The following is an 18,089-nucleotide window of genomic DNA, read 5'->3' as shown; positions in this document are numbered from 1 at the left end:
CGTGTCAGCTCTGCTCACCGCCGTCGAGAACCGGCGGTCGTATTCCCGTGTCACCGACGTTGCGCCGACGCACGACGAGCTGCTTCCGCTGGTCGCTGCATCGGCTCGCGTCGCCGATCACAGTGCGCTCAAGCCGTGGCGCCTGATCGAGCTGCGCGGCGACGACAGGGTGAAGCTCGGCGCCGCGATCGCGAAGGCGGAGCATGACGACACACCGTCACAGAAGCCGCTGCGCGCGCCGTTGCTGCTCGCGATCGTGGTTTGCGAGAAGGAGAGCGGCAAAGTGCCGGCGTGGGAGCAGGAAGCTGTCGCGTCCGGGGTCGCTCACACGCTCAGCCTGCTCCTCGCGGACGCGGGTTGGGGCGTCATCTGGCGAACCGGTCACTACACGCGGTCGAAAGCCGTACGGAAGATGCACAAGCTGAAGAAGAACGAGCAGCTGCTTGGCTGGTTGTATGTCGGTGGCATCCCGGAGGGCGCGAAGGTGGGCTACCGCAAACCCGTCGACCCTGAGGAGTTTCTCACTCGGCTCCGGTAACGCCAGCGGCCCGCGGTCGCACCCTGATCGTTGCGATACACACGGCAGCGAGCGCCAGGGCCGCGCCGATGACCGTGGGTGCACCGAGGGGGTTGTCTCCAGGGGCTACCGCGTCGATCGCGACCGAGGCGAAGAGCTGCCCTGCCACGGTGCCGAGTCCGAGCAGAAGGACCCCGGTGTGTGCAACGAGGAACGCGTTGACCCCGATGAATACGCAGCCGATGAGCCCGCCGAGGTACAGCGCAGGGTCCGCCGGGAGACTGGTGGGCCAGCCCGCCAGCGAATTGCGGATGACCGTCACGGCGAGCAACGCTGTTGTCCCGACCAGAAAATTGATGAACGTCGCTGTCAGCGCACTCCCCGAACGCACACGCAGGCGCCCGTTGACCGCGCTCTGCCATCCGCTGCCGAAACCCGCGACGACCGGCATCAACAGCATCCACAGGGGGAAATCCCGCGACAGCTGCGCGGACATCGACCAGGTAACGGCAATGACAGCGAGCGCCGCCCCCGTGAGCCGCGGCCAGGTGAACCCGGATCGACCGTGAGGCCCAAAGCCCACACGATCGAGAACGAGACCGGAGATGGTCTGCCCGGCGACGAGTGCAACGCTGAAGAGCGCAACACCGATGACGGCACCGGTGATGCCCTGCGACAGCACGAAGAATGCTCCGGCTACACCCCCGAGCACGCTCCAGAGCGGCGCGCTGCCGCTCCTGAGGTCGGAGACGACGACTCGAAGCCCCGTTCGTCCCTTCGGCACACAGGCCATCACGACGAGGAGAATGAGCAGGCCGGATCCGAACGAAATCGTCCCCGCCGTGAAGCCGTCGCCAATCGCGACGCCGAGCGCTCCGTTGATGCGGGTCTGCACGGCCATGCCTGCACCGCACGCGGCCGCGAGTGTGACCGCAAGCCACGAGGGCATCCGGCCGGACCGGGAAGGTGTCTCCACCGGACGCCTCATCTCCTGACAGCGGACGAGACCGGGAGCACCCCGGCCCATCGACAAGATCCACGAGAGCCGCCTGTCGGATTCGAACCGACGACCTGCGCATTACAAGTGCGCTGCTCTGGCCAACTGAGCTAAGGCGGCATGGACCTGTCAATCATAACGAACCCGGGGACCGATTCGAGCCATGTCGAAGCGCTGCCATCGGGCACACCCCGAAGCCGCCCTCCCTTCGACGCCAGCGGGACACAAACGGCCCGTCGCCATGGCATCCTTGAAGTAACAAAGTTTTGAGGATTTTCATGGCACCTGCGTTTTCCGCGCCCGCCGGCGGAGCGAACGCCAGCCGATCTATTCTTGACCTCGCCATCCGGTGTGGCGAGGTCATCTTCGCATCGGGAGCGAGTGCCGAAGACGCGACAGCCTCGATGCTGGCCGTCACCCGGGCATACGGGCTTCGCGGGTGCGAAGCGGATGTCACGCACACGGTGATCACGCTGACGTACGAAGACTCCGACTCGAACGATTCGATCTCGAAGAGCCGCAACGTCAGGTATCGCACACTCGATTACACCCGCCTCACCAATACCTCTACCCTGATCGGGGAGCTGCTCCACAGCCCCGTCGCCGTCGCTGACGCCAGGTCACGCGTTGACGCGATCATCAGGGCACGGCCCATCTACCCGACCGCGGTTCGTCGCGTCGGCTGGAGCCTCGTCGGCGCCGGCGCGGCGCTGCTGCTCGGCGGTGGACCGCTCGTGGTGCTGGCAGCGTTCGTTGCCACCTTCTTCGTCGACCTGCTGACAAGCGTGCTCGCGCGAACGCGGATCTCCGTGTTCTACCAGACCCTCGCGGGTGGCGCCGTCGGACCGATCGTCGCCGCCGTGGTCCACGTCATCGACCCCGCCGCGAGTTCATCGCTCGTCGTCGTCGCGACGATCATCATGCTCCTGGCCGGCGTCACCTCGTTCGGCGCAGTGCAGGACGTGCTCTCGGGCTTCTACGTCACAGGGACGGCGCGGGTTCTCGAGGCCCTGCTCATCACCGGTGGGCTCGTTGCCGGGGTCGCAGGCACCAACATGCTGCTGTCACGCTTCGGCATCCTGCTCGACATCGAGCCATACGTCGCACCGACGCTCGAGAGCATCAGTGCGCAAGTGATCGGCAGCGTCATCGTGGTCATCGGGTTTGCCCTCGGTGTCGAGGTGCCGGCCAGGGCCATCTGGGCTGTCATCGTACTTGGCGTCCTCGGCTACCTGGTATTCGCAGCGGCCCTCACCTGGGAGATCGGTGTCGCCTGGAGCGCCGCGTTCGCCGCTGTCGCCGTCGGCGTCCTCTCGGCGTTCGCATCGAGAGCGGTCCGGGTCCCGCCCCTCCCCCTCGTCGTCACGGCCCTCGTGCCCCTTGTGCCAGGACTTATTCTGTTCCGCGGCCTGCTCGAACTCAGCGCCGGCTCGATCGACGGGCTGCTCAGCATGATCGAGGCGGCGAGCGTCGCTGTCGCACTCGCGGCAGGAGCGCTGCTCGGACAGTACGTCGTTCAGAGCCTGCTCGGGCCCGCTCGTCGCATCCAGCGTCGCTTCGTCGGCCCGCTCATGGGTGTGCAGGTTCGTCTCAGCCGGAAGCAGGACGAGACGATCTAGCCCGCGGGGGTCTCGCTCGGCACGGGGGTCTCGCTCGACGCCGGGGTTTCGGTCGGTGCCGGGGTCTCGCTTGGTGCCGGCGTCGACGACTTCTGGGCGTAGGTCTCGCTCGCCACGGAGAGCACGAAGGCCTGGAACTCCTTCGGGTCGGTGATGGACCCCGTGTACTGCTTGTCGTTGACGAGCACCGTCGGCGTTCCCTTGACCTTCTCGAGGCTCGAGTTCGGGATCGGCTCTGTGGTCGCCCTGTCTGTGGCTTCCTGCACCCAGCTGGTGAAGGTTCCGTCGTCGATGCAGCTCGAGATCGACGAGAGCGCCGATTCGTCCACTGTCTCGTTCGCGGACGCGAGGGCTGTCTTGGCGACGTCAGCGAGTTCGTCGTCGCTCAGCCCCTCAGTGCCCTCGGCAGGCTGGTCATCGAAGAGCAGGGTGCTGAAGACGAAGAAGGAGTCAGGGGCATAGTTCGCCACACACGCTGCAGCATTCGCGGCGCGGAGCGAGTACTGGGTGCCAGCCGAGCGACCGGTCAGAATGGCGATGGGGTGGTACTCAACAGTTGCCGTTCCGTTTTCGGCCCAGGTGGCGAGCTGCTCGGAGTTCGCCTTCTCGAATTGACCACACGCCGGGCACAGGAAGTCGACGTAAACCCTGATGTTCGGCACGTTGGCGTTGATCTCAGTTGCAACGGGCTTGGCTCCCGCCGCAATGGCCGGCGTCGTCACGGCTTTGAGGCCCTGGCCGATAACGATCCCGTCGGAGGCCATGTTCTTCGGCCCCGGTGCGGGGGGACGAATCGCGCTGGCGATCACAAACGCGATCCCGGCAATGATGGCGACGACAACGAGCACGAGTCCGCCCTGGAGGAAAATCCGGTTACGCAGGTCCCGCTTGCGCTGCGCGTCACGAAGCTCCTTCGCCTTTTCGCGGGTTGCCTCACGACGCTGGTTCTTCGTCGGACTGGACTCAGGTCCGCCGTTCGTCATGGATCCTCGCTTCGTGTAGTCGGGTGGGCACGCTACAGGCGCCGAACACGAATCGATCGTAGTTGCCCTCACTGGGAAATACCCAAACGGATGCTGGGCGCACGTGATGAGAGGACTGGAAACTGAAACGGCGGCAAGGAGCCCAACCGCCCCGGCTATCTGTCATACTGATGATCTCTCGAATGCCGTAAGGCATCCGGGAGCATGCAATGCAGCATGCGGAGCATGAATCCTCACTCGGATCGTCCGGCACGTACCTGCCGGTGAAGGAGCAGTACCCATGTCATCAGTAACCTTCGACAACGCCACCCGCCTGTACCCGGGTGGTACACGCCCCGCCGTTGACAAGCTCAACCTCGAGGTCGCCGACGGCGAATTCCTCGTCCTGGTCGGGCCGTCCGGTTGTGGTAAGTCCACGTCGCTGCGTATGCTCGCCGGCCTCGAAGAGGTCAACGACGGTCGCATCCTCATCGGTGACCGCGACGTCACCGATGTGCCGCCGAAGGACCGCGACATCGCGATGGTGTTCCAGAACTACGCGCTGTACCCGCACATGACGGTCGCCGAGAACATGGGCTTCGCCCTGAAGATCGCCGGCGTCAACAAGGACGAGCGTGCCGCTCGCGTCCTCGAGGCAGCCAAGCTGCTCGACCTGGAGGAGTACCTCACCCGCAAGCCGAAGGCGCTCTCCGGTGGACAGCGTCAGCGTGTTGCCATGGGCCGTGCGATCGTCCGTCAGCCCCAGGTCTTCCTCATGGATGAGCCGCTGTCGAACCTCGACGCCAAGCTTCGCGTTCAGACCCGTACGCAGATCGCGTCGCTCCAGCGCCGCCTCGGTGTCACCACGGTTTACGTCACGCACGACCAGACCGAGGCACTGACCATGGGTGACCGCATCGCGGTCCTCAAGGACGGCATCCTGCAGCAGGTCGGAACCCCGCGCGACCTGTACGAGAAGCCGCAGAACGTTTTCGTCGCCGGCTTCATCGGCTCCCCCGCCATGAACCTGCTCACCGCGGACGTCGCCGACGGCGGCATCCAGTTCGGTGCACGGGTTGTCCCGGTCGACCGCGACATCATCGGTGAGACCACCGCCCGTCAGGTCACCGTTGGCGTTCGCCCCGAGGACATCGAAGTATCGACAGAGCCGGGCAACGGCCTCGAGGTACAGGTCGACCTGGTTGAGGAACTCGGTGCAGACGGCTACCTCTACGGTCACGCAGACGTCAACGGCAAGCGCACCGACCTGGTCGCCCGCGTCGACGGACGCATCCACGCGCACGCCGGCGAGAAGGTCTTCCTGATCCCCGCTGCGCACCACGTCCACGTCTTCGACGTCGAGTCCGGCCTCCGCCTCGGCAACAAGGCAGTCGTAGCCAACTAGCAGTACAGCGCCGGCTGGCGGGTCATCAGACCCGCCAGCCGGCGCTACTGTTTAAACACCATGAGCGCGTCACTGAACATCACAGCAGCCACCGTCGATCCTGCACTGCTCGACCTTCCGTGGGACCTTCCACTGGAGAACTGGCCGAGCGACACCATCGCGTCGCTGCCCAAGGGAATCTCCCGCCACCTCGTTCGTTTCGCCTACCTGTCCGGCTATGTCGTCGCCGTGAAGGAGACGACCACCGAGATGGCCAGGGGTGAGTACGACATGCTGCGCAACCTGCAGCGGCTCGACATTCCCTGCGTTGACCCCGTCGCCGTCATCACCGGCCGCTCCGAGAGTTCGGGGGCCTCCCTTCCGAGCGTGCTCGTCACCCGGCACCTCAAATTTTCGCTCCCGTACCGCGCACTGTTCTCGCAGACGCTCCGTCCGGATACGGCGAACCGCCTCGTCGACGCCCTAGCCGTCCTGCTCGTCCGCCTCCACATCGCCGGCTTCTTCTGGGGCGACGTTTCGCTCTCGAACACCCTGTTCCGCCGCGACGCCGGCGCCTTTGCTGCGTACCTGGTCGACGCCGAAACCGGGCAGCTCTACGACGGCGGCCTGTCGAACGGCCAGCGGGAGAACGACCTGGAGATCGCGCGGGTCAACATCGCCGGTGAGCTGATGGACCTCGAAGCGGGCGGCCGGGTAGACGACGAGCTCGACCCGATCAGCGTGTCAGACGGCATCGTCGCCGCGTACCGCTCTCTCTGGCGCGAGCTCACCGGGTCCGAATCCTTCTCCTCTGACGAGCGCTGGCGCATCAGCGAACGGGTCCAGCGACTGAACTCGCTCGGCTTCGACATCGAAGAACTGGCGATCCGAACGGACGAGAACGGCACCACCGTCCGTATCCAGCCGAAAGTTGTCGATGCCGGGCACCACCAGCGCCGGCTCCTCAGACTCACCGGCCTCGACGCGGGCGAGAACCAGGCCCGCCGCCTGCTCAACGACCTCGACTCGTACGCGGCTACGCACGGGAAGAACGACCTCGACGAAGAAATGGTCGCCCACGAGTGGGTCAGCCGCGTATTCGAGCCCGTCATCAAGTCGATCCCCCGTGAGCTCAGGGGCAAGCTCGAGCCCGCCGAGATCTTCCACCAGCTCCTCGAACACCGTTGGTTCATGTCACAGAACGAAGCGCGAAGCATCCCGCTCGCCGAAGCACTCACGTCCTACATCAACACGGTGCTCCGCCACCGGCGCGACGAAGCGACGGTGATCGCCCCGGTCACCGAGTCGATCACGTTGCCGATGCGTGCCGTCGACGACGACGACAGCGACAGCGCAAACACAAACTGGCGCGACCGGGTCTAAACCCGATCGCGCCAGCGTGGTGCGTAGTGTCGTACGCGACTACTTCTTCTTCTTCGACGCCTTTGCTGCCTGACGAAGCTTCGAGATTTCGTAGAGCGTCACCGAGGCTGCGATACCGGCGTTGAGCGACTCGGTCGCCGAGCTGATCGGAATCGAGACTATGGCGTCGCAGGTGTCGGTAACGAGGCGGGACAGGCCCTTGCCCTCGCTGCCGACGACGATAACGACGGGGCGGTCAGCGAGTTCAAGACCGGGAAGCTCCGTGTCTCCCCCGCCGTCGAGGCCGATGACGAAGACGCCGGCGGCTTTGAACGCCTTGAGCGTCTGGGTCAGGTTCGGTGCCATCGCCACGGGAGTGCGCGCAGCAGAGCCAGCGCTGGTCTTCCAGGCGGATGCCGTGAGACCGACGGACCGACGCTGCGGAACGATGACGCCGTGGCCACCGAATGCCGCGGTCGACCTGATGATCGCTCCGAGGTTCCTGGGGTCCGTGATGCCGTCGAGCGCGACGAAGAGCGGGGTCTGGCCGCGCGAGATGACCGTCTCGAGCAGGTCGTTGGGGTGCGCGTACTCGTACGGCGGGACCTTGAGCGCGAGGCCCTGGTGCACCGAGTCGAAACCGGCGAGGCGGTCGAGTTCCGGCCTCATGACCTCGAGGATCGGGATGCCGCGAGCCGTTGCGAGCGCGAGGACTTCCTTCACCCGGTCGTCGAATTCAATTCGAGTCGCCATGTAGAGCGCTGTCGCGGGGATCTTCGCCCTGAGCGCTTCGAGCACCGAGTTCCGGCCGGTGACGACCTCGAAGTCGTCTGACTGCTTGGGCTTGGGCTTGCGGATCGCCGGCCCGGTCGATGCGGGGCGTCCTCCGCCGGTCTTCGCCTGGGTCGCTGCGAGACGATCCTTCGCGAGCTTGCGCTTGCCGGCTGCGTGGTACGTGCGGTCCTCGGCCTTCGGCGTCGGACCCTTGCCCTCGAGCGAGCGTCGCCCGAGTCCACCGGTGCCCTTGGCTGGGCCCTTCTTGGCCTTGCGGAGCGCCCCGGGGCGGTTCTGCTTACTGGCTGCCATCAATACTCCAATGTGCACCCTGTTGGGTGTCTTCAATTGTGATGCCCGCGTGAGCGAGATCGTCACGGATCTGGTCGGCTGCCGCGAAGTCCCGCGAAGCCCTCTTCTGCTGGCGGCGTTCGAGCAACTGATCGACGAGCGCTGTCAGTGCGGCGTGCACCGACACATCCTGTGTTTTGGACCATTCCGGCGAGAGCGGATTGATTCCGAGGACCTCTGTCATGGCCAGAACCTGGCCTTGAGCACTCGCAGCGAGCGCGAGGTCTTCCCCGTCCAGCCAGGAGTTCCCCTGCCTTATTGTGTCATGTAATACGGCGAGTGCCTGCGGGACCGACAAATCGTCGTTCATCGCATCGGTGAACGCTTCCGGAATTTCGACAACACCGGTGCCGGCGAACCGGGTTCCGACGAGCCTGCGGCCCACCCGTTCGAGGAAGCTCTCGATCCTGTCGAGCGCAGCTTCCGCCTCCGTCAGTGCGCCGTCGTGGAAATCGATCGTCGACCGGTAGTGGGCCTGCCCCAGGTAATACCGGACAACGATGGGCCGTGCGGCGCCGAGAAGATCTGCCGCGTAGACGGAGTTGCCGAGAGACTTGGACATCTTCTGCCCGTTGATGTGGACCAGTCCGTTGTGGACCCAGTAGTTGGCGAACTCGTGACCGGCGGCCGTCGACTGCGCCAGTTCGTTCTCGTGGTGCGGGAAGCGCAGGTCGAGTCCACCGCCGTGAATGTCGAAGTTCGTACCGAGGTAGCGCGAGGCCATGGCTGAGCACTCGATGTGCCAGCCCGGCCGCCCGTCGCCCCACGGGCTCGGCCACGACGCGGATTCCGGTTCGTCGGCCTTGTGCCCCTTCCAGAGCGCGAAGTCGCGCGGATCCTTCTTGCCCCGTGGGTCGGCATCCGCCGCGGCTTCCATACTGTCGATGGACTGGCGGGTCAGCGCACCGTACGCCGGCCAGCTTCGAACGTCGAAGTAGACGTCGCCTGAGCCGTCGTCAGCGGGATACGCGTGTCCGGATTCGATGAGCGTCGCGATGAGCCGGTGCATCTCCTGGACGCTCGCCGTTGCGCGCGGTTCGTAGGTCGGCGCCTGGATGCCGAGAGCCCGGTACCCCGCGGTGAATTCCAGTTCCATCCGGTAGGCGAGCGCCCACCATTCCTCCGTCGAGGTCGCGTTGGCGAGCACCTTGTCGTCGATGTCCGTGACGTTACGGACGAGAGTGACGTCGAATCCCGAATAGTTGAGCCAGCGTCGGAGCTGGTCGTAGACGAGCGCAGACCGCAGGTGTCCGATGTGCGGCGACGATTGCACGGTTGGCCCGCACACGTACATTCCCACGGCGCCTGGGACGATCGGGACGAAGTCGCGGAGGGCCTGTGCCCGGGAATCGTAGAGTTGAAATGCCACGGCTTAAGAGTACTTGCGGGAAACGATCGCCGTTGCAATAGAGCAGATGCCCTCGCCGCGTCCGGTGAATCCGAGACCGTCTGTCGTGGTCGCCGAAAGGCTGACCGGAGCGGAGAGGATGCCGGTGAGCAGCCGCTCTGCCTCGCTGCGGCGCGGCGAAAAACGGGGACTGTTCCCGATGATCTGCACAGAGACGTTGGAGATGACGAATCCCGCTTCCGCCAGTTTCCTGGCGGTCGCCCTGAGGAAGACGTCGCCGTGCGCGCCGGCGAATTCCGGATCCGAGGTGCCGAACACCGAGCCGATGTCGCCGAGCCCAGCCGCGGAGAGGAGCGCGTCGGTGATGGCGTGGCACACCGGGTCACCGTCACTGTGCCCCGACAGGCCCCGTTCCCCCGGCCAGTGGAGTCCGGCGAGCCACAGCTCGGCGTCGTCATCGAACGCGTGCACGTCTGTGCCGATGCCGGTGCGAAGCCCCGTGCTGCCCGCTGACGATTCGAGTGCTTCCGCCCTGCGGAGATCCCAGGGAGTGGTGATCTTGAACGACAACTGGTCGCCCTCGACGATCGACACGGTATTCCCGGCGGCGGCGAACAGAGCGGCGTCGTCGGTGTGCTCCCGCTCGGCGTCAGCGTACGCCGCCGCGAGAGCGGCTCGGGGGAACGCCTGCGGGGTCTGGACGGCGCGCAGTTCTGCCCGGTCGACCGTCTCGACAACGACCTCGTCATCGTCGACCCGCTTGATGGTGTCCGTGACCGGAACTCCCGGCACGATTCCAGCCGCGGTCTGCGCGACCCCGGTGACGACAGCGTCAAAAACGCTCGCGGGCGTGAGAGCCCGGGCCGCGTCGTGAACCAGCACGATCCGTACCGAGTCGCCGAGCGCATCGAGGCCGCGGGCAACTGACTGCTGCCGCGTGGCTCCTCCGGCCACAACGCTCGCGTACAGAGCGGCAGGACCAGCGGCATCCGTCACTATCGACCGCGCTTCGTCGACCAGGTCGGCGGGGGCAACGACAACGACCTGCGCCTCGCGCTGCATCCTGAAGATGGGATCGAGTGAGCGCGCCAGGATGGTCCGGTTCCCGAGCGGCGCGAAAGCCTTCGGCCGAGCGGCACCGAGTCTCGTGCCGCTGCCCGCAGCGACCACGATGACACCAACGATGGGCGACCGATCTGGGCCGGCCTTCGGACTCGACGCGTTCGAACTCATAGTGTTCGAGCGTAGAGCACGCGCCGACCGTCCGCTCGAGGAGAGCCTGGTCTCGTGGCAGGCATCCGGCTCAGGAGGCGAGGACCTCGTCAAGGACCGTCGACGCACTGTCTTCGTCGGTCTTTTCGGCGAGGGCAAGTTCGGAGACGAGGATCTGCCGCGCCTTCGCGAGCATGCGCTTCTCCCCCGCGCTCAGTCCGCGGTCCTGATCGCGGCGCCACAGGTCGCGAACCACCTCGCTGACCTTGATCACGTCGCCCGATGCCAGTTTTTCGAGGTTCGCCTTGTACCGGCGGGACCAGTTGGTCGGTTCCTCGGTGAACGGGGCACGCAGCACGTCGAAGACGCGCTCGAGGCCCTCCTCGCCGATGACGTCGCGGACACCGACGAGGTCGACGTTCTCCGCGGGCACCTCGATCACGAGGTCGCCCTGAGTGACACGGAGCTTGAGGTAGAGCTTCTCTTCGCCTTTGACGATGCGGGTCTTCACTTCGGCGATCGTCGCCGCTCCGTGGTGGGGGTATACGACTGTTTCGCCGACCTCAAAAAGCATGAATGCCCGTCCCTTCAGCGCCCATCAGTTTATCACAGGGGCTATGCACTATGCTTCGCTCCCGACCGTGCCTCGGCCGGGTTGGCGGCTACGCTAAACTCAAGAAGTACCCCCGCACGCGAGCGCTTTCGCCCGCCTGCCCGAAGTTTTTCCTGGAGGACCTGTGAAGGCGCGATTGATCGCATCCGTAGTGTTGGCGGCAACAGTCGTGTTCGGAACGAGCGGGTGCAACCTGGTCTCCCCCCAGTCGACAACCAAGGAATACGACCCGAGCGACGGCGTCAGCGTCAATGTCGGCGATCTCCGGCTGCGTAACCTCATCGTCCTGACGGACGACGGCATCGACGGTAACCTCATCGTCACCGTGGTGAACACCGGTGGACCTCACTCGGTGTCGTTCCAGTACGGCGAAGACGACACGACAGTGAGCACCATCGTCGACGGCAACGTGAGCACAGTGTTCGGTGGGGAGAGCGAGCCGCTCGTCCTCCCGGACATCGATGCAGAGCCCGGTTCGTTCATGCCGATGTTCGTGCAGTACGGCGACGAGACGGGCAAGGAAGTCTTCGTCCCGGTGCTCGACGGCACGATCGCCCCCTACGACGAGTTCATCACCGAGGCGACGACCTCCAAGTAACCCCGGCGCCTAAGCCTCGAATCGGTACCCGAGGCCACGCACGGTCAGCAGCATTCTCGGCTCTGACGGGCTCTCTTCGATGCGCGACCTGATCCGCTTGATGTGCACGTCGAGCGTCTTCGTGTCTCCGACGTAGTCGCTGCCCCAGACGCGGTCGATGAGTTGACCGCGGGTGAGCACCCTGCCCGCGTTCCTGAGCAGCAGCTCGAGGAGTTCGAATTCCTTGAGCGGCATGGCGGTCTCGGTTCCCCTGACCTCGACGGTGTGACGCTCGACGTCCATCCTCACCGAGCCCGCTTCGAGAACCGCCTCGTCGGGCCCGGCGTCCTCTGTCGCCCTGCGACGGGTGACCGCACGAATCCGGGCGAGCAACTCGCGACTCGAGTACGGCTTCGTGACGTAGTCGTCTGCTCCGAGTTCGAGCCCGACGACGATGTCGACCTCCGAGTCCTTCGCGGTGAGCATGATGATGGGAGTCTGTGAGACCGCCCGGATTTGCCGGCATACCTCGGTCCCCGGGATCCCCGGGAGCATGAGGTCGAGGAGTACGAGATCCGGGGCGGTTTCGTGAAAAGCCCTGACGGCGGAGTGGCCGTCAGCAGCGACAGCCACGTCGTGTCCCTCTCGTTCCAGCAGGTAGGTCAGCGGTTCGCTGAGCGCTTCTTCGTCTTCAACGAGCAGGATGCGTGTCATGCGGCGTGTCCTTACTGTGGGAACCGGCGGGTCCTGATGTGCCCGCTATCGGAATCGATTCGGTGGTCGGTGTCCTGGCCGCCTCCGGCAGGCGGATGGTGAAAGTGGAACCGCGGCCGAGCTTCGACCACACCCGGACTTCGCCTCCGTGGTTCTGCACCGTGTGCTTCACGATGGAGAGGCCGAGTCCTGTGCCGCCCGTGTTGCGCGACCTGGCCTGGTCGACACGGAAGAATCGCTCGAAAACACGGTCACGGTCCTCCTCGGGGATGCCGACCCCCTGGTCCGTCACGGCAATCGAAACAACGCCAGCCGTGCGGTTCACGCCGACACCCACCCGCCCACCCGGCGGCGAGTAATTGATCGCGTTCGAGATCAGGTTCTGCACGGCAACCACGAGCAGGGCTTCGTCGCCGTACACCTGGACGCGCTTGTCTCCGCCGGCGGTGAGTGTCACGCCCGTCGCCTCAGCGGCAACGCGGCTCTGGTCGACGGCCTGTGCAACGACGCTGTCGATGTCGAGCAGTTCCGGCGAAGCGAGGGCGTCAGCCGCCTGCAACCGCGACAGGTCGATGATCTCGCGGGTGATGCGAGCGAGCCTCTCCGCTTCGGTACTCAACCTGGCGGCGAACTTCCTGACCTGCTCCGGATCATCCGCGGCTGGTTCGAGCGCTTCGGCGAGCAGGCTGACCGCCCCAATAGGAGTCTTGAGTTCGTGCGAGATATTGGCGATGAAGTCACGGCGCACCTCGTCAAGCCTCTGCGCCTCGGTGTGGTCCTGCGCGAGCAGGAGCACAAAGCGCGTGCCCAGCCGGGCACAGCGAACGTTGAGGTGCGTGCTCGCACCGCCGAACGGTCCCCTGCTGATGTCAAAGTCCCGGGTAACGGGGTCACCGTTGTCGCGGACCTCGTTCGCGAGCTGCCTGAGCTCCTCGTTAACGAGCAGTCCGTCGCGGACCAGTCCGAGTGCGAGGGCACCTGGCGATGCCTTGACCACGTTGCCGGACGGATCGACAACCACTCCCGCGCTCTCCAGAGCCTCGAGCACCTGCGAGACACCGTCGGGAACGCGGGGCGTTACAACGCTCGCAACGCGCTGGCCGCGCCTGGCGGCGACGGAGAGCACGAGGGTGAATCCGGCGCCGACGATCAGACCGAGTGCCAGTGCCGCGAGCACTAACCAGGCGGAGTACATAGGACTAGATTAGATGCACCACACCAGCCCACTTGCCGCTGGCGACGCTCGATCAGGGGATTTTGACGAGCGTTCAGCTGAGTGCCCCCAATTGTTAACCTGCGCGAGGCATGGTTGCATCCGGGCGCCGTGGCATCCGTGCGTCGATCACTGACGCACCATGAACCGAACGACGCACCTGAACTGAACGGAGAGCACATGCGCGATGTATTCCAACAGGAACTGGCCGAGGTCCAGGAACGGCTGATCGCCATTTCGGAACTCGTAGCCATTTCCATCGAGAATGCGGTGCGCGCCTTCAACGAATCGGACGTGAGCGTCGCCGAAGAGGTGATCGAGAACGATGTTCGCATCGACGAGCTCACTGTCACCCTCGATGAACTCGCCATCAACATCCTCGCGAGGCAGCAGCCCGTCGCGAGAGACCTCCGCATCGTGGTCAGCGCCCTTCGGATCAGCTCCTCGCTCGAACGGATGGGCGACATGGCCGAACACATCGCCCAGCTAGCGCGCTACCGGTTCCCCGAACGCGCGGTACCCAAGGGACTCCGCTCGACCTTCGCGGAGATGGGCAGACTCGACGTTGAGATCGCCAGGAAGCTGACCGAACTGCTCCGGACGCAGGACGTTCGACTCGCCGAAGAGATCCGTAACGAGGACGACAAGATCGATGAGCTGCACGTGAGCGTTTTCGACAAGGTTCTCGGTGAGACCTGGAAAGGCAAACCGCTCGCCACCGTCGATGCGACGCTCGCGTCGCGGTACCACGAGCGGTTCGCCGACCACGCGGTATCCATCGCCAAGAAGGTTCAGTACCTCGCAACCGGTGAGTGGATCCCGGATCCCGACCTGCGCTGAGCGCCAACGGTCGCACCACGACAAAGGCTGCGCGTCACTCTCGGGGGAGAATGACGCGCAGCCTGTGTCGTTGGGGCGATGGCCCTACTTTTTACCCTGGGCGGCAACGGCCGCTGCGCCGGCAGCGGCGGCCTCGGGGTCGAGGTACTCCGCGGGCTGGGTGGGCCTGAAGTTCTCGTCGAGCTTGTAGACGAGAGGGATCCCCGTCGGGATGTTCAGCGACGCGATGTCGTCGTCTGAGATGTTGTCGAGGTGCTTGACCAGGGCGCGAAGCGAGTTGCCGTGCGCCGTGACGAGCACGGTCTTGCCCGCCGCCAGGTCACCGGTGATGTCCGATTCCCAGTACGGAAGCATCCGGTCGATGACGTCCTTGAGGCATTCCGTCTTCGGGACCTCTCCATCGATGCCGACGTAACGCGGGTCGTTCGCCTGCGAGTACTCGTTGTCGTCGTCGATCGGGGGCGGCGGAACGTCGAATGAGCGGCGCCAGACCTGGAACTGCTCTGCGCCGTACTCGGCGAGCGTCTGGGCCTTGTCCTTGCCCTGGAGAGCGCCGTAGTGACGCTCGTTCAGGCGCCAGCTGCGCTTGACCGGGATCCACGCGCGGTCGGCAACATCGAGGGCGATGTTCGCCGTCTGAATGGCGCGCGTGAGCACTGACGTGTACAGGACGTCAGGGGTGAGCTGGGACTCGGTGAGCAGCTCGCCGGCCCGGGTGGCTTCGGCGACGCCCTGGTCGCTCAGGCGAACGTCGACCCAGCCGGTGAACAGGTTCTTCTGGTTCCAGTCGCTGTTTCCGTGGCGAAGCAGGATGAGAGTGTATGGCAGAGACATGCTCCCACTCTATCGACAGGGGGCGATGGGCTCCATCGGCACGGGCAGACAGAGGCGGCCGCCGGGTGCCATCGGCGAACGGTCAGGGGCGCTCCTGAGAGAATGATCTAATGCCCATTGGAACCATCACCCGAGGGACGACGAACACGAATCGCCTTCGACGGGTCGACCGATTCCTGCAGACTCTCCCCGTGGTGCGCACTTCACCAGACCCCCTTATCGTCGATCTCGGCTACGGCGCGAGCGCTGTCACGAGCCTCGAACTGCACGCGCGCCTTCACAAGGTCCGGCCGGATGTCGAGGTGCTCGGCCTCGAGATCGACAAGGAACGGGTACACAGGGCGACCAGCCAGCTCGAGTCAGTGCGACGCGGAGAAACGGGCTTCGCCACCGACGCTCGCGTGAGCTTCGCCAGGGGCGGGTTCGAAGTCCCCGTGCACGACGGGCGACGCCCCGCCGTCATCCGCGCCTTCAACGTACTGCGGCAATACGACGAGGACCAGGTGGCGGATGCCTGGGGCATGATGGTCTCTCGCCTCCAGTCGGGCGGTGTCCTGGTCGAGGGAACCTGCGATGAGATCGGGCGGATCTCGAGCTGGGTGACTGTGGCCGCGGACGGCCCCCGCTCCCTCACGATCTCGCTGCGACTCGACGAACTCGACCGCCCATCCATCGTCGCCGAACGACTGCCGAAGGCCCTCATCCACCGCAACGTTCCCGGAGAGCGGATCGCTCTCCTGATGACGGAGCTCGATCGTCAGTGGCAGTACAGTGCGCCACTGTCGCCATACGGGCCGGTCCAGCGCTGGATCGCCACGGTTACGGGCCTGGCGGCAGCCGGCTGGCCAGTGCTCGGCACGCGCTCGAGGTGGCGGCTCGGCGAGCTCACTGTTCCGTGGGAGGCAGTCGCACCCAACTGAGCGGGGTCAGGGTTCGGTCAGGGACGACGGACCGCGCCGAGTCTCGGCAGCCGCGGCACATCGGCAACAGCGCCGGCGTCGGCCGGCACGATGACCTGCTGCGCTGCCGCGATCAGCTGGCCATCCTCGTCGACGCTGAGGACGGCATCCGGTTTCACCGAGCGTTTGATCACCGCGAGCGCAATCGGCCCAAGCTCGTGATGAATGGCAGCCGTTGTGACGCGCCCGACGTCGACCTGCTCGCCCGCCCGGTCCGCCCTGACCGGCGCTCCGTGCGCGGGGAGCACCGAATCGGACCCGTCGAGGTGCAGCATGACGAGCCGGCGTGGCGGGTGGCCGAGGTTATGCACCTTCGCGACGGTCTCCTGTCCGCGGTAGCAGCCCTTGGCGAGATGGACGGCGCTCCGGAGCCAGTCGAGCTCGTGCGGGATCGTTTTCTCGTCGACCTCAGTGGCGAAGCGCGGGCGCCATGCGGCAACACGAAGCGCCTCGGCGGCGAGGGTACCTGCGACCTGGTGTGCGCTCGCGACATCAGCGAGCGCCTCCCTGGCAACGAGGGCTTCCTTCCAGTTCCACTCGGCGCCGGGATGCTGGCCGTTCGCGTACTGGTGCCCGCCGGCGACGACGGCGGACCACGGGTCACGCCACACCAGCGGAACCCCTGATCGGGAGGCCACTGGCAGCGTGGAGGGGACCTCGTCAGCGAGGAAACCGATCCGTGCGAATTCGGCTGTGCGGTCGGTGATCTCCACCCTGAGCATGAACTTCATGCGGTTGAGCCAGGCGACGAGCGACTCGACCGATTCCGGGTCAACGAGCAGCCACGCGGTCTCACCATCGTCGAGGACGCCTGCAGCGTATTCGATGTGCCCGTGTGGATCGAGGAACAGGGTCTCGCTCGATTCACCCGGCTGCAGGAACCTGAGCTCCGCTGAGGTGATGGAGTTGAGCCAGGTCAGCCGGTCAGGACCCGTCACGGAAATCACGCCGCGATTCGAGAGGTCGACGACCGCCGCCCCTGACGCAAGCCGGCGCTGCTCGATGTTCGGGTTCCCGTAGTGAGAGGGGACACCGGTGTCGATGGCTCCGGGAAGCTCGACGGCACCGTCGATGCCGAAGAACGGCGACGCCGTCATGAGTCAGCCTTGCCCAGGCGGGCGGAGGCGTGTGTTCTCAGGTCCTGGCCAAGAGCGGCGATGTCCCACGCCCAGAGCAGGTGGTTGTCGACGAGGCCGTACATCCTCGTTGCCGCCGCATATTCCTTTGCACCAGCGCTGCGCATCACGGCGTCAGTGGCGAGGTCGATCCGCGGGCCCCTGACCTGGCCGAGGTAGAGCTCGCTCACGCCACCCGGGTGAACCACCGCAGCTTCGATGTCGAAGCCGCCGTCTGAGTTGCGCAGTGTTTCGACGGATTCGGCGTTGGGATACGGGCGCTCACCGATTCCGGGCAGCATCGCCGGCCCAGGGTCACCCGGCTGTTGCAGTCGGTGCAGGCGCCAGTACCCCGACTCGGCGACCAGCGGCGTCTGCTCATCGTCGAGCAACCAGGTGTACGAGTTGTAATTGAGGTACGGCAGACCGTCGTGGCTGAAGCTCACGCGCTGGCCGAACTCGTGACTGACCGACTCATCGCCGACCGTGTAGTCGATGACGCCTGTGCCCTCCCACACGCCGATCAGCCAGGAAAGGGGTACGAGTTCAGCGGGGAGGTCGAGATTCAGTTCGATCATGATCGAGCGGGAACGTTACCGCTGGCCCCGAAACAGGTTCCACAGCACAACGACAGACGTGAACGCGATGCCCAGGCTTGCTGCGGCGAGAAGACCGACAAAGAAGAGTTCGAGCGCGAC

The 18,089-nt window shown here is 65.4% G+C and carries 18 protein-coding genes and 1 tRNA gene; 7 read left to right on the top strand and 12 right to left on the bottom strand.

Annotated features, from left to right (window positions below):
• Position 1 precedes the first annotated feature (1 nt).
• Positions 2–538 (top strand): nitroreductase family protein, encoded by a 537-nt coding sequence (locus tag AC1C2N_RS14250; protein WP_483404757.1) that lies wholly within the window; start codon positions 2–4, stop codon positions 536–538.
• Here the strand turns inward: AC1C2N_RS14250 and AC1C2N_RS14245 are convergent.
• Both AC1C2N_RS14245 and AC1C2N_RS14240 read right to left on the bottom strand, forming a co-directional pair.
• On the bottom strand, positions 522–1,466 hold the full coding sequence (locus tag AC1C2N_RS14245) for a DMT family transporter (RefSeq protein WP_495434489.1): 945 nt from the start codon (positions 1,464–1,466) through the stop codon (positions 522–524). The genes AC1C2N_RS14250 and AC1C2N_RS14245 overlap by 17 nt on opposite strands.
• A 94-nt stretch (positions 1,467–1,560) precedes the next feature.
• Positions 1,561–1,634: transfer RNA gene (locus AC1C2N_RS14240), tRNA-Thr, on the bottom strand.
• A gap of 158 nt (positions 1,635–1,792) precedes the next feature.
• Between AC1C2N_RS14240 and AC1C2N_RS14235 the strand changes: the two genes are divergently transcribed.
• On the top strand, positions 1,793–3,133 hold the full coding sequence (locus AC1C2N_RS14235; RefSeq protein WP_483404759.1) for a threonine/serine exporter family protein: 1,341 nt from the start codon (positions 1,793–1,795) through the stop codon (positions 3,131–3,133).
• Here AC1C2N_RS14235 and AC1C2N_RS14230 read toward each other — a convergent pair.
• Positions 3,130–4,116: a DsbA family protein gene (locus AC1C2N_RS14230; RefSeq protein WP_483404760.1), complete on the bottom strand. Its 987-nt coding sequence runs from the start codon at positions 4,114–4,116 to the stop codon at positions 3,130–3,132. The two genes, AC1C2N_RS14235 and AC1C2N_RS14230, sit on opposite strands and share 4 nt — an antisense overlap.
• Positions 4,117–4,396: 280 nt before the next feature.
• Between AC1C2N_RS14230 and AC1C2N_RS14225 the strand changes: the two genes are divergently transcribed.
• Together AC1C2N_RS14225 and AC1C2N_RS14220 are read left to right on the top strand one after the other, a co-directional pair.
• Positions 4,397–5,500: an ABC transporter ATP-binding protein gene (locus tag AC1C2N_RS14225; RefSeq protein ID WP_483404761.1), complete on the top strand. Its 1,104-nt coding sequence runs from the start codon at positions 4,397–4,399 to the stop codon at positions 5,498–5,500.
• Between the two features lie 60 nt (positions 5,501–5,560).
• Positions 5,561–6,862 carry a DUF4032 domain-containing protein gene (locus AC1C2N_RS14220; RefSeq protein WP_483404762.1) on the top strand — a complete coding sequence of 434 codons (1,302 nt, stop codon included), beginning with the start codon at positions 5,561–5,563 and terminating at the stop codon, positions 6,860–6,862.
• A 39-nt stretch (positions 6,863–6,901) separates the two neighbouring features.
• Here AC1C2N_RS14220 and rlmB read toward each other — a convergent pair whose 3' ends face one another.
• From rlmB to AC1C2N_RS14200, 4 genes are all read right to left on the bottom strand, one after another.
• Positions 6,902–7,927 carry a 23S rRNA (guanosine(2251)-2'-O)-methyltransferase RlmB gene (gene rlmB, locus AC1C2N_RS14215; RefSeq protein WP_495434343.1) on the bottom strand — a complete coding sequence of 342 codons (1,026 nt, stop codon included), beginning with the start codon at positions 7,925–7,927 and terminating at the stop codon, positions 6,902–6,904.
• Positions 7,914–9,335, bottom strand: coding sequence for a cysteine--tRNA ligase (gene cysS / locus AC1C2N_RS14210; protein WP_483404764.1), 1,422 nt, complete (start codon positions 9,333–9,335; stop codon positions 7,914–7,916). Before cysS ends, rlmB begins: the two co-directional genes overlap by 14 nt.
• Positions 9,336–9,338: 3 nt before the next feature.
• Positions 9,339–10,547 (bottom strand): 2-C-methyl-D-erythritol 4-phosphate cytidylyltransferase, encoded by a 1,209-nt coding sequence (gene ispD, locus AC1C2N_RS14205; protein WP_495434342.1) that lies wholly within the window; start codon positions 10,545–10,547, stop codon positions 9,339–9,341.
• Between the two features lie 70 nt (positions 10,548–10,617).
• A complete protein-coding gene (locus tag AC1C2N_RS14200) occupies positions 10,618–11,100 on the bottom strand; it encodes a CarD family transcriptional regulator (RefSeq protein WP_483404766.1) in 483 nt (160 codons plus the stop codon).
• A gap of 163 nt (positions 11,101–11,263) precedes the next feature.
• On the opposite strand from AC1C2N_RS14200, the gene AC1C2N_RS14195 reads away from it, so the two are divergent.
• Entirely contained in the window at positions 11,264–11,737 is a 474-nt protein-coding gene (locus AC1C2N_RS14195; RefSeq protein WP_483404767.1) for a hypothetical protein, read from the top strand.
• A 9-nt stretch (positions 11,738–11,746) separates the two neighbouring features.
• On the opposite strand, the gene AC1C2N_RS14190 is transcribed toward AC1C2N_RS14195, so the two are convergent.
• Together AC1C2N_RS14190 and AC1C2N_RS14185 are read right to left on the bottom strand one after the other, a co-directional pair.
• The gene (locus tag AC1C2N_RS14190) at positions 11,747–12,430 is read right to left on the bottom strand and encodes a response regulator (protein ID WP_483404768.1); all 684 of its coding nucleotides are present in this window, start codon (positions 12,428–12,430) and stop codon (positions 11,747–11,749) included.
• Positions 12,408–13,625, bottom strand: a complete 1,218-nt coding sequence (locus AC1C2N_RS14185) for a sensor histidine kinase (protein WP_483404769.1) — start codon at positions 13,623–13,625, stop codon at positions 12,408–12,410. Before AC1C2N_RS14185 ends, AC1C2N_RS14190 begins: the two co-directional genes overlap by 23 nt.
• 198 nt (positions 13,626–13,823) lie before the next feature.
• Here AC1C2N_RS14185 and phoU point away from each other — a divergent pair, with 198 nt between their 5' ends.
• Positions 13,824–14,483 carry a phosphate signaling complex protein PhoU gene (gene phoU / locus AC1C2N_RS14180; RefSeq protein ID WP_483404770.1) on the top strand — a complete coding sequence of 220 codons (660 nt, stop codon included), beginning with the start codon at positions 13,824–13,826 and terminating at the stop codon, positions 14,481–14,483.
• Positions 14,484–14,567: 84 nt separating this feature from the next.
• Here phoU and AC1C2N_RS14175 read toward each other — a convergent pair whose 3' ends face one another.
• A complete protein-coding gene (locus AC1C2N_RS14175; RefSeq protein ID WP_483404771.1) occupies positions 14,568–15,317 on the bottom strand; it encodes a phosphoglyceromutase in 750 nt (249 codons plus the stop codon).
• A 110-nt stretch (positions 15,318–15,427) separates the two neighbouring features.
• On the opposite strand from AC1C2N_RS14175, the gene AC1C2N_RS14170 reads away from it, so the two are divergent.
• Positions 15,428–16,237, top strand: a complete 810-nt coding sequence (locus AC1C2N_RS14170) for a class I SAM-dependent methyltransferase (RefSeq protein ID WP_495434341.1) — start codon at positions 15,428–15,430, stop codon at positions 16,235–16,237.
• A 17-nt stretch (positions 16,238–16,254) separates the two neighbouring features.
• Here AC1C2N_RS14170 and ygfZ read toward each other — a convergent pair whose 3' ends face one another.
• Positions 16,255–17,373 carry a CAF17-like 4Fe-4S cluster assembly/insertion protein YgfZ gene (ygfZ, locus tag AC1C2N_RS14165; RefSeq protein WP_495434340.1) on the bottom strand — a complete coding sequence of 373 codons (1,119 nt, stop codon included), beginning with the start codon at positions 17,371–17,373 and terminating at the stop codon, positions 16,255–16,257.
• Positions 17,370–17,969, bottom strand: coding sequence for a nitrobindin family protein (locus tag AC1C2N_RS14160; RefSeq protein ID WP_495434339.1), 600 nt, complete (start codon positions 17,967–17,969; stop codon positions 17,370–17,372). Before AC1C2N_RS14160 ends, ygfZ begins: the two co-directional genes overlap by 4 nt.
• Between the last annotated feature and the right edge of the window lie 120 nt (positions 17,970–18,089).

This window comes from Mycetocola sp. Y791 (genome assembly GCF_059445325.1).
Note: the sequence above shows the minus strand (reverse complement) of the source record. Positions and strands in the feature narration are given on the sequence as shown.